This window comes from Acetobacter papayae JCM 25143, from assembly GCF_000613285.1.
GTDB lineage: Bacteria > Pseudomonadota > Alphaproteobacteria > Acetobacterales > Acetobacteraceae > Acetobacter > Acetobacter papayae.
Genome location: NZ_BAIN01000060.1, coordinates 1 through 13,264, shown reverse-complemented (window position 1 = coordinate 13,264; position 13,264 = coordinate 1). Strand labels below are relative to the sequence as shown.

18 protein-coding genes and 2 tRNA genes are annotated in these 13,264 nt (G+C 59.9%); 6 read left to right on the top strand and 14 right to left on the bottom strand.

Features of this window, described 5'->3' with window-relative positions:
* The first annotated feature begins 394 nt into the window (after positions 1–394).
* From JCM25143_RS12010 to JCM25143_RS24150, 3 genes are all read left to right on the top strand, one after another.
* Entirely contained in the window at positions 395–787 is a 393-nt protein-coding gene (locus tag JCM25143_RS12010; protein WP_025861356.1) for a hypothetical protein, read from the top strand.
* Between the two features lie 203 nt (positions 788–990).
* Positions 991–1,161, top strand: a complete 171-nt coding sequence (locus JCM25143_RS24155; RefSeq protein WP_234395211.1) for a DUF1543 domain-containing protein — start codon at positions 991–993, stop codon at positions 1,159–1,161.
* Positions 1,162–1,238: 77 nt separating this feature from the next.
* On the top strand, positions 1,239–1,493 hold the full coding sequence (locus JCM25143_RS24150) for a DUF1543 domain-containing protein (RefSeq protein WP_234395210.1): 255 nt from the start codon (positions 1,239–1,241) through the stop codon (positions 1,491–1,493).
* 47 nt (positions 1,494–1,540) lie between these two features.
* Here the strand turns inward: JCM25143_RS24150 and JCM25143_RS12000 are convergent.
* The 6 genes from JCM25143_RS12000 to hemE all read right to left on the bottom strand — a co-directional run bounded on the left by JCM25143_RS12000 (position 1,541) and on the right by hemE (position 4,572).
* Positions 1,541–1,617: transfer RNA gene (locus JCM25143_RS12000), tRNA-Pro, on the bottom strand.
* 58 nt (positions 1,618–1,675) lie between these two features.
* Entirely contained in the window at positions 1,676–2,260 is a 585-nt protein-coding gene (locus tag JCM25143_RS11995) for an LOG family protein (protein ID WP_025861354.1), read from the bottom strand.
* Positions 2,261–2,339: 79 nt separating this feature from the next.
* The gene (gene hemJ / locus JCM25143_RS11990; RefSeq protein ID WP_025861353.1) at positions 2,340–2,792 is read right to left on the bottom strand and encodes a protoporphyrinogen oxidase HemJ; all 453 of its coding nucleotides are present in this window, start codon (positions 2,790–2,792) and stop codon (positions 2,340–2,342) included.
* Between the two features lie 6 nt (positions 2,793–2,798).
* On the bottom strand, positions 2,799–3,293 hold the full coding sequence (locus JCM25143_RS19230; protein ID WP_234395209.1) for an HAD family hydrolase: 495 nt from the start codon (positions 3,291–3,293) through the stop codon (positions 2,799–2,801).
* Positions 3,294–3,301: 8 nt separating this feature from the next.
* A complete protein-coding gene (locus JCM25143_RS24145; protein ID WP_234395208.1) occupies positions 3,302–3,493 on the bottom strand; it encodes a hypothetical protein in 192 nt (63 codons plus the stop codon).
* Complete coding sequence (gene hemE, locus JCM25143_RS11980) at positions 3,493–4,572, bottom strand: uroporphyrinogen decarboxylase (protein WP_025861352.1); 1,080 nt, start codon at positions 4,570–4,572, stop codon at positions 3,493–3,495. The genes JCM25143_RS24145 and hemE overlap by 1 nt, the downstream gene beginning before the upstream one ends.
* A gap of 367 nt (positions 4,573–4,939) precedes the next feature.
* Here hemE and JCM25143_RS19225 point away from each other — a divergent pair, with 367 nt between their 5' ends.
* Entirely contained in the window at positions 4,940–5,575 is a 636-nt protein-coding gene (locus tag JCM25143_RS19225) for a Maf family protein (protein WP_025861351.1), read from the top strand.
* Between the two features lie 98 nt (positions 5,576–5,673).
* A tRNA-Ala gene (locus JCM25143_RS11970) sits at positions 5,674–5,749 on the top strand.
* A 395-nt stretch (positions 5,750–6,144) separates the two neighbouring features.
* Here the strand turns inward: JCM25143_RS11970 and JCM25143_RS11960 are convergent.
* The gene (locus JCM25143_RS11960; protein ID WP_408735039.1) at positions 6,145–6,546 is read right to left on the bottom strand and encodes a hypothetical protein; all 402 of its coding nucleotides are present in this window, start codon (positions 6,544–6,546) and stop codon (positions 6,145–6,147) included.
* A gap of 101 nt (positions 6,547–6,647) precedes the next feature.
* A complete protein-coding gene (gene xseA / locus JCM25143_RS11955) occupies positions 6,648–8,144 on the bottom strand; it encodes an exodeoxyribonuclease VII large subunit (RefSeq protein ID WP_025861348.1) in 1,497 nt (498 codons plus the stop codon).
* Between the two features lie 61 nt (positions 8,145–8,205).
* Between xseA and purD the strand changes: the two genes are divergently transcribed.
* Complete coding sequence (gene purD / locus JCM25143_RS11950) at positions 8,206–9,474, top strand: phosphoribosylamine--glycine ligase (protein ID WP_025861347.1); 1,269 nt, start codon at positions 8,206–8,208, stop codon at positions 9,472–9,474.
* Positions 9,475–9,527: 53 nt separating this feature from the next.
* Here the strand turns inward: purD and rimI are convergent, their stop codons facing one another.
* The 6 genes from rimI to JCM25143_RS11925 all read right to left on the bottom strand — a co-directional run bounded on the left by rimI (position 9,528) and on the right by JCM25143_RS11925 (position 13,251).
* Positions 9,528–9,980, bottom strand: a complete 453-nt coding sequence (gene rimI, locus JCM25143_RS11945) for a ribosomal protein S18-alanine N-acetyltransferase (protein WP_025861346.1) — start codon at positions 9,978–9,980, stop codon at positions 9,528–9,530.
* A 2-nt stretch (positions 9,981–9,982) separates the two neighbouring features.
* A complete protein-coding gene (locus tag JCM25143_RS24140) occupies positions 9,983–10,234 on the bottom strand; it encodes a hypothetical protein (protein WP_234395207.1) in 252 nt (83 codons plus the stop codon).
* The gene (locus JCM25143_RS19220; protein ID WP_234395206.1) at positions 10,222–10,698 is read right to left on the bottom strand and encodes a tRNA threonylcarbamoyladenosine biosynthesis protein TsaB; all 477 of its coding nucleotides are present in this window, start codon (positions 10,696–10,698) and stop codon (positions 10,222–10,224) included. The genes JCM25143_RS24140 and JCM25143_RS19220 overlap by 13 nt, the downstream gene beginning before the upstream one ends.
* Positions 10,699–10,700: 2 nt before the next feature.
* Positions 10,701–11,282 (bottom strand): malonic semialdehyde reductase, encoded by a 582-nt coding sequence (locus JCM25143_RS11935; protein WP_025861345.1) that lies wholly within the window; start codon positions 11,280–11,282, stop codon positions 10,701–10,703.
* 170 nt (positions 11,283–11,452) lie between these two features.
* Entirely contained in the window at positions 11,453–12,013 is a 561-nt protein-coding gene (locus JCM25143_RS11930; protein WP_025861344.1) for a NifU family protein, read from the bottom strand.
* Positions 12,014–12,156: 143 nt separating this feature from the next.
* Entirely contained in the window at positions 12,157–13,251 is a 1,095-nt protein-coding gene (locus JCM25143_RS11925; RefSeq protein WP_234395212.1) for a YncE family protein, read from the bottom strand.
* Positions 13,252–13,264: the final 13 nt, after the last annotated feature.

Here is a 13,264-nt window from a genome sequence, read left to right as displayed (position 1 = left end):
ACCGCCACCGCCGGGCCCACCACCCGGATGCGCCAGCCCTGTTCCGGGCAGCGCAGTGCACAGGCCCATGCCCAGCAGGACAACCATCGCGCGTTTAGCCAGTTCAGCCCGTTTCATGAGCGCACCACCTTTTCCCTGATCCCGTAACGGAGCCGCTGCCGGGCCAATCAGAGCCGGAGCCGCCTTTTCCTGTGTGTCTCACTACACATAGGTGTTGAAGCATGAACTTTCCATGAAACCGAGGTTTTCCTATGGCGAATCCAGCTTCTGCGGCATGATTTATCTTGCAAATAAAGCATATCTGGTATACATAAATAAAAACGGAAAAGCGGCAAACAATAAAAAATACCGCTGCTTTTGCCCCCTAACACCGCATAATTAGGAGGCCGGACCCATGGTACTGAAAAAAGCAACCTTCATCTCCCTGTGGCTGGTGGCTCTGAGCCTTGCCATATGCTCGACATTCGTCTTCATCGCATGCGGGCTGAAGTTCTCCGTTTTTCATTCGGGTCTGAACGTCCGCCATCAGGATTTTTCAGACAGCACGCGGCTTTCGCTGTACCTGTGGAAGTCCCTGCCTGAATCCGGTGTCTGGAGCGATTATGTGCTGTCCATCCCCGGTATGGTGGCGCTGACAGCCTTCCTGTCGAGCATCGCCCTTGGCTCCTTCGCAGCCCTGCGCCTAGAAGATATCGACCATGGTATCTGCACCGATCGCAAGGCCGATATTCACCGCTGGGAAGCCATGCTGGTTGGCCAGTCAGCCACTGCCCCCGAGCAGGCCTGACCGCCCCGGCCCTGTCAGACAGGGCTGACACCAATAAACCTGACCCGGCCCGTTTACTCTGGCCGGGTTTTTTTGTGGGTTTTCAACAGCCAAACCAAGCCCAAAGCTCCCTCAGAGATTGACGCACCGCCCCATCCCGCCAAACACTGCCGGTATGCGCCTGAACAACAGGCAACGGCACACAGGGACAGGAAGGGCCACCCATGACCTTGAAGCTTTATGTTTTTTATCTTGGTGGCAGCGCCCCCGGTGCCAATCTGGAACTACACGATATCCAGTTTGCAATCGGCAGCAGGCCCGAAGATACATATCCGACACTGGCACGGCACTGGTTTGGTGCACGCGATACCCTGCATATTGACGCCTATGGCTGATCGAATGGGCTGATGGCTATGCAGTCACCCTCGGCACAGACAAGCCAGAAACCGACAAACGGCTATATTTCGTCAATATGGGAGGATACAGGCCGGGTGTTCTGGCCGAGGAACATGAGTTCGGTTTTTTTGTTGCCAGTAGTGCAGCCGAAGCCAAAAACAAAGCTCGTGACAGCCTGCTAACCCGACACGAAAACCAGCACCCGGATGCGGTGCGTGAAGTCGATCAGTGTCTTTTACTTAAAGAGTTCAATGGCTATTACATCCACCTGACCCCAAAGCCCGAAGGGAAACCACCCCATGCTGTCTGGCAGGGGGCAGAATGGATATAGCGGGAAAACCGGCCCATAAGGCCGTCTGCCAAAAAGCGGGAAAGACCTGGTCGGAGTGAGAGGATTCGAACCTCCGGCCCCTGCGTCCCGAACACAGTGCTCTACCAGGCTGAGCTACACTCCGATGCGGTGTGCTGGCTATACAGCGCCCAGCCCCGTCAGGCAAGAGCAGATTTACAGGCTTACAGCGTATCCACCGGCACAGGGGCACCCTGTTCCTGCCAGACCGAGCAGGCCAGCGCAGTTTCAACATCCGGTACCACCTGCAAAAGCGCACGAGACTGTTCCGAGGCAAAGCCCTGCTTTACCGCTGCTTCCAGCATGGCCACCACAGCCTCGCCCCAGCCAGCGGTATTAACCAGAATAATGGGCTTGTTATGCCGCTCAAGCTGACGCCATGTCAGGATTTCCATCATTTCATCAAACGTGCCGAAACCACCGGGCAGAATCCAGAATGCTTCAGCCCGGGCAAACATGATCTGCTTGCGCTCGTGCATGGAGGTGGTGACAATCAGCTCCGATACGCATTCATGCATTTTTTCGCGTTTGGTCAGAAATTCGGGAATAACCCCCGTAACCTCTCCCCCTGCACGAATGACGGAATCCGCCACAACACCCATTAGCCCATTGGCACCGCCACCATAGACCAGTCGGATTGCCTCGCGGGCCAGCAGCTTGCCTGCCTGCTGGGCTACATCCAGATAAACCGGATCATTCCCCAGCCGGGAACCACAGAAAACAGCGATCGTGCGTGCGATAGAGGACATTCTCGAATTTTCTCCCCAATACGGCGGAACAGGCAGCATAAACCAGCTTTAAGAACCGGAGCAAAACCCGCCCGGTCTGTCAGAACGGCCTGACCACAACCATGATGACAATCACGATCATGAGCAGGGTGGGCACCTCATTGGCAAAACGGTAGAATTTTTCTGACCGGGTATTGGCATCATTGGCAAAATCACGCCGCCAGCGCGCGCACAGGCCATGAAAGCCTGCCATCAGCACCACACAAAGCAGTTTAAGGTGCCACCACCCGCCATGCCAGTCCACGGCCCCCGGTGTCAGAACCAGCAACCCGCCAAACAGAAAGCTTGAAATCATGGCTGGCGTGCTAATCGCCCGCAGCAGGCGGCGTTCCATCAGCTTGAAACGCTCACTTTCGGCCGTACCCGCCATGACCTGACAGTGATAGACAAACAGCCGGGGCAAATAAAACATCCCGGCCATCCACGCCATCACGGACATGATGTGAAAAGCCAGCAGCCAGCGCGTCCAGGGCAGAAGGGCATCAATAACCATCAGGGACTATCCTTGCCCGTTCAGCCGCTCAAGCACAGCCGGGAATTCGGACAGGTGCTCAATCCGCAGCACACCGGGCAGTTCCGGCGGGGTTTTTCCGGGCTCAACCAGCATCACGCAGGTCATGCCAGCGGCCAGTGCCGCCTGCGCGCCGGGCAGGCTGTCTTCCAGCACGACACAGGCATGCGGGGCAACGCCCTCCTGCCGTGCCGCTGTCAGGTAAATATCTGGCCGAGGCTTGGGGGCTCCCACATCCACGGCGGAATGAACACGATCACCAAAATACGAACCAAGGTTGGTGGCCGCAAATTTGACCGCCATTTCTTCCATGGATGAATTGGTACCCACGCGCATGGGCAACCCCATGGCCCGTACCGCATCCAGCATGGCATAAACGCCCGTTACTGGCTTTGCGCCTTTTTCCATGGCGGCAACAAAACGGGCCTGCATCATGGCGGCCCAGTCGGGTGCAAGGGTTGTGCCGGTTTTCTGTTCGATCATGCGGCGAATCAGGGCAGCGCCATGCCGGAAAACGTTTCAATGCTGTCTTCATCCGACACCATCATACCCGCTTCCCGCGCGGCCTGAGCGCATAGGCCGCAGGTTGCGGCCTCGCTATCCACCAGAACACCATCGCAATCGAAAATCACCAGTTCGACCGCACCGGCTCGGGCCGCACGCATTACCTGATCCTGCGGCATCAGGGTGTTTCCCGCAGGGTGCGCACGAGGTCTTCCACATGTTCGACCGGGGTTTCAGGCAGCACGCCATGGCCAAGGTTGAATACATGCGCCCGACCCCGCCCGGCCTCGCGGATAGAAAGCGCTTCGCGCCGCATGGGTTCACCACCAGCCAGAACCGCCACAGGGTCGAGATTACCCTGTACGCCGATTTTTTCAGGCAGGAGGGGAAGGACAGCCTGCATATCGGCCCCCGTATCGAGCGCCACCACATCCACCCCGGTTTCACGCGCATATTCCGAGATCATCACCCCGGCCAGACGCGGAAAGCCGACAATACGCACATGCGGGTGCCGTGCCTTGACCGCCTGCACAATTTGCCGTGTGGGGGCAATGACATGCCTGCGGAACTCGGAGGGAGGCAGCAGACCGGACCAGGAATCAAACAACATGACCGCTTCAGCCCCGGCCTCGACCTGAGCGCACAGATAAGCCGCTGTGGTTTCCGTCAGCAGCGCGATCAGCCGGTCGAACAAAGCAGGGTCTTTAAAAGCCATCTCACGGGTAATGGCGAATTCACGCGAGCCTTTGCCTTCAACCATGTAGCAGGCCACCGTAAAGGGCGACCCCGTAAAGCCCAGCAGCGTTGTGCCACCCGGTTTTGCAGCGCCAACGGCTTGCGGCCCGTCCAGAATACCACGCAGGCGTGTCAGGGTTTCCAGCACCGGGGCCGTGGCTTCGGCTATGCGCGCGGGGTCCAGTGCCAGCAGATCCTGTTCGGAACGGATGGCACCCAGCACCGGGCCGGTTCCGGCAACAAAACGCAGTGACTGCCCCATGGCCCACGGCAGAATCAGGATATCGGAAAACAGAATGGCTCCATCCATGCCAAAGCGGCGGATCGGCTGGAGGGTGAGTTCCGTTGCGATATCGGGCGTCATGCAGCGGGTCAGAAAGTCGGCTTTTTCCCGCATGGCCCGGAATTCGGGTAAAAACCGGCCAGCTTGGCGCATCAGCCACATCGGCGGCGGCCAGAGTGCCTCACCATTGAGGGTTCTTAGCAGACGTTTGGCGGAGGGGATGGAAGCTTGCGTTGTCATGGTCTGAAGTCCTGCACGTCTTTATCCGCCCTGTCCACGCCCCATTTCCTATAAAAAAGAAAGAAAAGAGATTGAGATTGTTTAAGGGTACTGTGGATGACGGGGTACCCGGTATTCCAAAAACGTACCCCGTTTTTCCCACAGTGTGTACAGTTTGCAGGACCTTGCAAAACAAGGGTTTTTGAAGGTTATCCCGAATTATCCAAACTGAGCCTGTGTACAACTCACCCGTTCATGATATTGCAGAGTTGTTCCCAGTACTCGGTACGCCCCTGTTCTGTTTTCCGTACAGTCCACATGTACCCCGGTACTCAGGAAAGTACTCACAGCCCTCCGATACGCCAGTACCTGAAAGAGACTCGATTCCATGACAGCTTTAGTACTAAAGCCGAATCCATTACAGGACAGGGCCACGTCACTTCTGCTGGCAAGTGGTTCTGCTGCCAGAAAAAGGCTTCTGGAAAATGCCGGTCTGGCTTTTGGCATTGTGCGACCAGAGGTGGATGAACACGCTATTCGTGAGCAGGCTCATGCACGGGGCTGCTCGACAGATGACACAGCATTGGAACTGGCCATAGCCAAGGCGCTGGCCGGTGCGGCGGATAGTACAGCGCTGGTTATAGGCTCAGATCAGATGCTGTCCTGTGAAGGGCAGTGGTACGACAAGCCCCCTACACTGGAACAGGCCGCCCGCCAGCTTCAAGCGCTGCGGGGTCGAACGCATACGCTGCATACAGCCGTGGTGCTGTGCCAAGGCGGGCTGGTTGTCTGGCAGCATGTCGAGCAGGCGCATCTGAGCATGCGGGCGTTTTCTGATTCGTTCCTTGAGCAGTATCTGGCACTCGAGGCGGAGGCCTGCCTGTCCTGTGTAGGGGCATACAGGCTGGAAGGGCCGGGCCTGCTTTTGTTTGAACAGGTGCGCGGAGACAGCTTTTCCATACAGGGTCTGCCGCTATTGGCGCTGGTTGCCGCCCTGCGGGACATGAAAGTGCTGATGACGTAAAAATAATGTCTTGTCAGCCTGTTCGGAAGGCGGTAATAGCTCCACCACGCACGGTGGTCTCCCCCAAAGAGGCTGCTAAGCCGGGCGCTATAGAGTGTGGGGCCATAGCTCAGTTGGGAGAGCGCCTGAATGGCATTCAGGAGGTCGTCGGTTCGATTCCGATTGGCTCCACCAATATCTAAACCCCTGCCGGTTCTGGTCAGGGGTTTTTTTATGCCCTTTTTCTGGCGAACATAGAGCGGGATATTCTGGCAGTTCCATGAGCTGCCAAAAGGGAGTTTATGTGCCTTATCTGCCGGATTGGCTTTCAGGCATATGAGGGTATGGCTCTGCCCTGTATTTTCGAAAACAGCTTTTATTTTTTGATGAAAACCGATTTTCATTGCCGGTTTTTCCTACAGGATAGGTCTGTTTTTGCAAAGTCAGGTAAAAAATTTCATGGATTAGACACGATATTCACGAAAAATTATGAAACCAGCCTGTCATGAAGGACAACGGATTTACCCATAAAAACAGGGAAAATCCGTTTTTTAATCAAAAAGGATAAGAAAGCAGATTTTTTCAGCCTTTTAACGGCAGACGCGCTGCGTGCCATCTGCTGCAATATAGGTGCCTGTCTGGGTGTTGTAGCAGGCGTTCTGCGTGCAACTATTGCCCGAGGTCAGAGGCTGCGGGTAGTTCTGCACGGCCATGGCCATGGCTTCACGCGCGGCGGTGCCACAGAGCGGTGTGTCATGGGGGGCGGAGGGGTCGTTCAGTTTGGAGGCTTTTCCCGTATCGGACGAACTGACAGGCGCCATGGTCTGAGCCGCCTGTGTGGGGCCGAATGTCTGCGGTACAATCTGGCTGGCCTTCTGGGGCTGTGTGCAGCCGCTCAGCATGAGCGCCAGAACTCCGGCCAATGCGCCTGGCAATACCCATGACCGGATACGCCCCTGCATGCTGGTACTACCTGATGAGAAAAGAGACATGGTTCGGTTTCCGGTTTGTGGTGTCAACGCCCTGTCCGGGGCAGCATAACCCCGTGTACAGGCCGGGTTCAATGCGTGTACGCGTGGCATGGTGGTGGTGTTCAGAAATCCAGCATGCCCTGTGCAGGGGTGGTGCGGCCAATGGTGGCTTCCTGCGTGCCATCGGCAAAGGTCAGGGTAACGTGTTCGCCGTTTTTCAGGGCAGCGGCTCCTGTAACCGGGCGGCCCTCACGGCTTACCAGCGCATAGCCGCGTGCCAGAACCGCCATGGGCGAGACTGCCTCCAGCCGCCCGGCCACGCCGGAAAGGGCCAGTCGTCTTTCGCGCAGTAGGGCCGCAAGCGGGGCGGTGGATAGGCGTCCGCCCGCAAGCCGTGCCACACGGCGCTGGAGTGTGGTGGCAAAAGCGGCCTGCAAGGCTGCCTGCTGGCTCATGAGCCGGGCAGTCCGTGCGGCCAGCAGGGTTTCAAGCGAAGGCATGCGGCGTTCAACCCGCACCAGTTCCGTACGCCTACGCTGGGTTAGGGCTGGCAGGGCCGTTTCCAGCCGGTGTGCGCGTTCATCCAGTCTTAGCCGCGCGGTCTGGAGTAGGCTTGGTAGGTCAGGCAGGCCACTGGCGGCGCGGTCCAGCCTCAGGCGAGCAGTCTGGAGCAGGCGGGAGAGCGCGCCCAAAGCGCGGGCGTTGCGGTGGCCTAGATCCGCCAGCAGTTCGGTACGGACTGGTACGGCCATTTCTGCCGCCGCTGTAGGGGTAGGGGCGCGGCGGTCCGAGGCAAAATCGATCAGTGTTGTGTCGGTTTCATGGCCCACGGCGGAAATAAGTGGAATCCGGCAGGCTGCTGCCGCCCGCACCACGCTTTCTTCGTTGAACGCCATCAGGTCTTCCAGCGAGCCACCGCCGCGTGCGACAATCAGCACATCAGGCCGGGGAATGGCGCCGCCGGGCTCAAGCTGGTCAAAACCCTGTATGGCGGCGGCTATGCGGTTTGCCGCTCCCTCACCCTGTACTGGCACTGGCCAAACCAGAATGGGCCGGGCAAAGCGCCGCAGAACAGTCGTGCGGATATCATGCAGCACAGCACCCTGAGCCGATGTCACAACCCCGATAACCCTTGGCAGCAGGGGCAGGGGTTTTTTACGTGCGGGGTCAAACAGCCCTTCCTGCCCGAGCCTGAGGCGCAGGCGCTCGATCCGGGCCAGTAATGCGCCTTCCCCCGCATATTCCATGCGTTCGACAACAAGCTGGTAGCTTGAGCGCTCGCCATAGGCTGAAATCTTGCCTGTAGCGATAATCTCCAGCCCGTTTTCGGGTTCCAGCCCCAGACGGGAGACAGAGCCGCGCCACACCACGCCTGAAATCTTGCCCTGTTCATCCTTGAGCGAAAAATACAGATGCCCCGAAGGGTAGCGTTTGAACTCAGTTATTTCCCCGCGCACCCGCACGCGCCCGAACGTACCTTCCAGAGTACGGCGAATGGCACCCGATATTTCGGATACGGTGTATTCCGGCACATTGCCGCCGGACCCGGCATTGCCCTGCCCGCCATGGGGTGCAGCGTTGCCGGAGAAAGTGCGGGACTGTTCAAAATTTTCGTGCATGGCTCAACCTATGCTACAGACGCACGCCCTGAAAGAGTAATGATACAGCGGGAGAGAAAGAATGCGCGTATTACTGGTTGGCTCCGGTGGACGGGAACATGCCCTGGCCCAGACCCTTGCGCGTTCACCGCACCTGTCCAAGCTGTTCATAGCGCCGGGTAATCCCGGCACCGAGGCGCTGGGCGTCAATGTGGCCATTGGCGTGCAGGATGTTCCCGCACTGGTGTCCTTCGCGCTTGAACAACAGATCGACCTGGTTGTGCCGGGGCCTGAAGCGCCTCTGGTCGAAGGTCTGGCCGATGCCTGTGCTAGTGTTGGCCTGCCCTGTGCGGGGCCGACACAGGCCGCCGCCCGGCTTGAGGGCAGTAAGGAATTTACCAAGGAAATCTGCGATGCGGCGGGTATTCCTACCGCGCGCTGGCAGTCTTTCGACCGGGCGGAAAACGCCATTGCCTATGTGCGTGAGCGTGGCGCGCCGATTGTGGTTAAGGCCGACGGGCTTGCCGCGGGCAAAGGCGTTGTGGTGGCCGCAACCGTGGAAGAAGCCGAGGCCGCCATTACCGATATGATGACCGGTGGCTCGCTGGGGGCCGCGGGTAATCGTGTGGTGATAGAAGACTGTCTTGTGGGTGAGGAAGTCTCGCTCTTTGCTTTCTGCGCGGGTGAGACAGCGTATCTGATCGGTGCCGCACAGGACCATAAGCGCGTGGGTGATAGCGATACCGGGCCTAATACCGGCGGCATGGGGGCGGTATCGCCCCCCAAGGGTTTTGGCCCCATTGAGCAGGAAGCAGCGCTCGACTTGCTGGTACGCCCGATGCTGTGCGAAATGGTACGCCGTGGCACCCCGTTCAGGGGCGTGATTTTTGCCGGACTGATGCTGACGGATAACGGCCCGAGCCTGATCGAATACAATGTCCGCTTTGGCGACCCCGAGGCCGAAGCCCTTCTGCCCCGCCTGCAGTCAGACCTGCTGCCCGCCCTTTCCGCCCTTGCGGATGACAAGCTGGATGGCGTGTCGGTGTCCTTTTCCAATCAGGCGTCTGTCTGTGTGGTCATGGCGGCGCGGGGCTATCCGGCAGCGCCTGAAAAAGGGGCGGTCATTCACGGTCTGGAAGATGCGGCGGCTCTTGAAGGCGTGCAGGTCTATCAAGCTGGCACCATGCGCAACATGGCGGGCGAACTGGTGGTTTCAGGTGGTCGGGTGCTGGCCGTAACGGCTCTGGCCGATACGGTGCAGCAGGCGCGTGAGCGGGCTTATGCCGGTGTGGCCGCGATTTCGTGGGATGGTGCGCACTGGCGTAAGGATATCGGCGCACGCGCGCTGTAAAAAGTATCCGCTAACCCACCCGTTCCTGTGAACGAACGGGTGGGGCATTTGTATTACGCAGCCGTGCAGGGGCTTGAGAGCACTAGGGCATCGCTGCCATCGGCATAATAGTGGCGGCGTAGGCCCTGCCGGGTAAAGCCTGCCTGTTCATACAGGCGGCTGGCCGCCTCATTCTGTGTTGAGACTTCTAAAAACAGGGTGTCGGCCCCTGCTTGTGCGGCATTCTGTCGGGCCTGTTCGACAAGGCGGCGGGCAAGGCCAAGCCTGCGGCTGGCGGGCAGGATGCAGAGTGTGAGCACTTCCGCTTCATCCGCAATACAGCGCAACAGGATGAAACCCGCAGGCTCACCCTGTGTGCAGGCCAGTAGGGCCGTTGTGCCGGGCGAGGCCAGAAGGCTGGCCATGGACGCTTCATCCCACTGTTCGGCCGGGGGAAAACACGCGGCGTGAAGGCAGGCCAGCACGGCAGCATAGGCCACGCCCACGGGCTGGAATGTGGCCTGCATGCTCAGACCGGTGCAGCCCGCAATCCGTCAGCAGGTAGTTTGGCTTCCGGTGGGTCCACGTAAAGGGGCAGAGCCTTGAGTGGGGGCAGATCGCCCGCCAGACGGCGCAGGGCCACGCTGGCAATCTGCGCGGGGTCTGGCGTGCTGGATGCACTGCGCACTGGCTCATCGAACGTCAGCGCCTCGGCGGCGTCTCCCGCTACAAGCCAGCGGCCCTGCGGGGTCTGCCAGTCGGCGACACTTACGGCCTGCAAGTCGCCTGATTATTCTGCACAAACACCCGGCCCCGGCGGGCGGAGGTCACAAGCAGCCAGCCCTCAAGCCCGTCATGGCCTGCCAGTTCGGCATCCAGTGCCGGGGCCAGCGCTTCGGCCCGGCTGACAGCAACCAGTTCCGCCCCAACACCCAGCGCATAGCCTGCGGCCACGGCGCATGAGGCGCGCAGCCCGGTAAACGAACCCGGCCCGACCACGACTGCAACACAGTCCGGTGTGGCCGATGTGGAGGTGGGGCTATCGGTATCGGGTGGTGTGCTCCAGCCAGCCTGCTCGAGTGCTTGGGCGGCCAGCAGGTTGATGCCCTCCGCCGCCTGCTTTCCGGCTTCCTCACGCTGGCTGATAAGGCTTAACGTGATGTCGTGCTGCTCAAGACAAGCCGCCAGTCCTCTGGCGGCATCTCCGGCCGGGCTGGCATCCAGTACGAGAAAACGCCTGACCATGCTCAGTCCACCACGCGGCAGGCCTGCGCGAAGTCCAGCCGGGGTGCGCGCGGGGGCAGGCCGGTCAGATCACCATGGCCGAGGCAGAGCAGGAAATTGGCCCGCCAGCCGCTTTCGGCCAGAAAAGCATCTTCCACCATCGACTGGTCAAAGCCTGAAATGGGCAGAACATCCAGCCCCAGAGCCCGCGCGGCCATAAGGACGTATGCCCCCTGTAACGTGCCGTTACGAAAGGCGGTTTCTTCCGACAGGCCAACATCCGCGGCAAACCACGAGCGCAGGTCTTCGCCGGGGCAAAGAAAAGGCAGTTGTTCGAAAAACAGCGGGTCATGCGCCACAATGGCAATGACCGGCGCACCCATGACACGGTTGACATTCCCGGCTGAAAGAGCTGGCCGCAGGCGCTCGCGAGCCTCGGTGCCTTTCAGGAAAACAAGCCGCACAGGAGAGCAGTTGCCCGAGGTCGGGCCAAGGCTTGCAAGGGCGTAAAGCTGGCGCAGCACGTCATCCGACACCGGGCGTGTGCTCCAGCGCCGTGGTGTGCGTGCCGTGCCAAAAAGCTGGTCGAGGGCGGACTGGGCCATGGCGCCATCGGCAGGGTCTCGGCGGACGGGCTATCCGGCAGGGCGCTGTCACCCGGTGCGGCCCCGCTATCCGCAGGGCTGGCCACGGCGCTGGCCGTTATGCCGTCATAGGCCGGGGTATCGCCCTGCCCGCCTGTCTGCTGCACGTCGCGCTCGTCCGCCATGGCTGCTTAGTCCACCTGTTCGACAGAAACCACTTCAGGCACGTAATGGCGCAGCATGTTTTCCACCCCGTGCTTGAGTGTCGCGCGTGAGGAAGGGCAGCCCGAGCAGGCGCCCTGCATGGTCAGGCGCACCACACCGTTGCGATACCCGCGGAAAACGATGTCCCCACCATCACCTGCCACGGCCGGGCGCACGCGCGTATCCAGCAGTTCCTTGATCTGGGTGACGATTTCGGCATCTTCAGGTGCAATAGCGTCTTCGGTAATGCCCGTGCCATCGGCAACGATGGGCAGACCCGCTACGAAATGATCCATCAGCGTGGAGAGAACCAGCCCGCGCAGTTCTTCCCATTCCGTGCTGTCCGCCTTGGTGACGGAAACAAAGTCATTGCCAAGGAAAACCCGTGCAACACCGGGGATGGCAAACAGCGCATCCGCCAGGGGGGAGCGCCCGGCTACGGTATCGGCATCTATAAAATCGACCGTACCCGCGTCTCCCATGACAGCGCGGCCAGGTAGGAACTTGAGCGTGGCGGGGTTGGGGGTGCCTTCGGTTTCTATGAACATGCTTGCCGGTTCCGATCAGTGGGGCGTGTGCCGTGTTGTTGCCTTACATGCCTATTCAGTTGGCACCGGAATAAGGACAACACAAGTCCTGTACGGGAATTGCCGCCCTTACCGGGCCAGATGGCGGTAAGGGCGGGTGTTGCTCAGCGCAGGATGCCGGTATGGCCAATGCTGTAGCGGCCGGGCTGGGGCCATACGGTCAGACCGTGCGGTTCCGCCCCGACAGGGATTTTAATGACAGCGCCGGTCTGGGTATCAAAGCGGTACACCACATCGTCAAACCGCCCTGAAAGCCACAGGCTTTTGCCATCAGCGCTGACATTGCCCATATCCGGGCTGCCGCCACCGGGAATGGGCCAGTTGGTCACAACCTTGTTGGTGGCGAAGTCGATAATGGACACACCACCCGCTTTGCTGTGCGGGCGGCCATGGATCAGGTGCGAGCCACGGTTGGCCACATACATTTGCTTGCCGTCACGTGTGGGGTACAGCCCGTGCGTGCCCACGCCGGTATGGATGAACCCGGTCTGGCGGAAGTTGTCGCCATCAACCATGAACACGCCATCGGCCATCATGTCGGCCACGTAGAACGTACGGCCATCAGGCGAGACAAGAATATCCTGCGGCATGCCGCCAGAGGAGAGCTTGAGGTAGCCCAGCACCTTGCGGTTGACCGTATCGACCTTGACGACATAGCCGCCAAATTCGCAGGTGAAGATCGCGTAGCGCCCATCAATGGAAAATGCTGCGTGGTTGATGCCAGCGCAGTGCGGCGCTTCCACCGAACCCTGAAGCACCATGCTGTGCGGGTCGCGGAAATCGAGCCGCCGCCGGGCTTCCGCCACCACAATGGCGGAGCGGCCATCGGGGGTGAAATACATGTTGTAGGGGTCATCCACCGTTACCGCCGGGCCGGGCTTGCCGGTGCGCGGGTTGATGGGGGTCAGGCTGCCATTGGTGCTGCCTTCGGCATTGTTGGTGGCCCACAGGGTGCGCAGGTCCCATGACGGCACCACATGCTGCGGCCCACGACCGACCTTGAAGCGGTCCACCACCGTATTGGTGGCCGGGTCAATGACAGATACGTCGTTCGAGCGCAGGTTGGGCACGTAGATACGGGCAAGATCCTGCGCCACTTCCGGGGCGATATGGCCAGAGGCCGTCTCGCTATACAGATTATGCGGGTCGATCACGGGCGGCATGCCGGGAATGGTCTGTGCCGGATCGCTATGGGTTATGGCCTGTTCGGGC

What these genes read in the sequence shown, in the direction of transcription:
- purD (WP_025861347.1), top strand. Translation starts at nt 8,206, where the DNA reads ATGCGCGTATTACTGGTTGGCTCCGGTGGACGGGAACATGCCCTGGCC.
- xseA (WP_025861348.1), bottom strand. Translation starts at nt 8,144, where the DNA reads ATGCACGAAAATTTTGAACAGTCCCGCACTTTCTCCGGCAACGCTGCA.
- JCM25143_RS24150 (WP_234395210.1), top strand. Translation starts at nt 1,239, where the DNA reads ATGGGAGGATACAGGCCGGGTGTTCTGGCCGAGGAACATGAGTTCGGT.
- hemJ (WP_025861353.1), bottom strand. Translation starts at nt 2,792, where the DNA reads ATGGTTATTGATGCCCTTCTGCCCTGGACGCGCTGGCTGCTGGCTTTT.
- hemE (WP_025861352.1), bottom strand. Translation starts at nt 4,572, where the DNA reads ATGACAACGCAAGCTTCCATCCCCTCCGCCAAACGTCTGCTAAGAACC.
- JCM25143_RS19230 (WP_234395209.1), bottom strand. Translation starts at nt 3,293, where the DNA reads ATGATCGAACAGAAAACCGGCACAACCCTTGCACCCGACTGGGCCGCC.
- JCM25143_RS24155 (WP_234395211.1), top strand. Translation starts at nt 991, where the DNA reads ATGACCTTGAAGCTTTATGTTTTTTATCTTGGTGGCAGCGCCCCCGGT.
- rimI (WP_025861346.1), bottom strand. Translation starts at nt 9,980, where the DNA reads ATGCAGGCCACATTCCAGCCCGTGGGCGTGGCCTATGCTGCCGTGCTG.
- JCM25143_RS19220 (WP_234395206.1), bottom strand. Translation starts at nt 10,698, where the DNA reads ATGGTCAGGCGTTTTCTCGTACTGGATGCCAGCCCGGCCGGAGATGCC.
- JCM25143_RS11995 (WP_025861354.1), bottom strand. Translation starts at nt 2,260, where the DNA reads ATGTCCTCTATCGCACGCACGATCGCTGTTTTCTGTGGTTCCCGGCTG.
- JCM25143_RS11930 (WP_025861344.1), bottom strand. Translation starts at nt 12,013, where the DNA reads ATGTTCATAGAAACCGAAGGCACCCCCAACCCCGCCACGCTCAAGTTC.
- JCM25143_RS24145 (WP_234395208.1), bottom strand. Translation starts at nt 3,493, where the DNA reads ATGCCGCAGGATCAGGTAATGCGTGCGGCCCGAGCCGGTGCGGTCGAA.
- JCM25143_RS19225 (WP_025861351.1), top strand. Translation starts at nt 4,940, where the DNA reads ATGACAGCTTTAGTACTAAAGCCGAATCCATTACAGGACAGGGCCACG.
- JCM25143_RS11935 (WP_025861345.1), bottom strand. Translation starts at nt 11,282, where the DNA reads ATGGCCCAGTCCGCCCTCGACCAGCTTTTTGGCACGGCACGCACACCA.
- JCM25143_RS11960 (WP_408735039.1), bottom strand. Translation starts at nt 6,546, where the DNA reads ATGTCTCTTTTCTCATCAGGTAGTACCAGCATGCAGGGGCGTATCCGG.
- JCM25143_RS12010 (WP_025861356.1), top strand. Translation starts at nt 395, where the DNA reads ATGGTACTGAAAAAAGCAACCTTCATCTCCCTGTGGCTGGTGGCTCTG.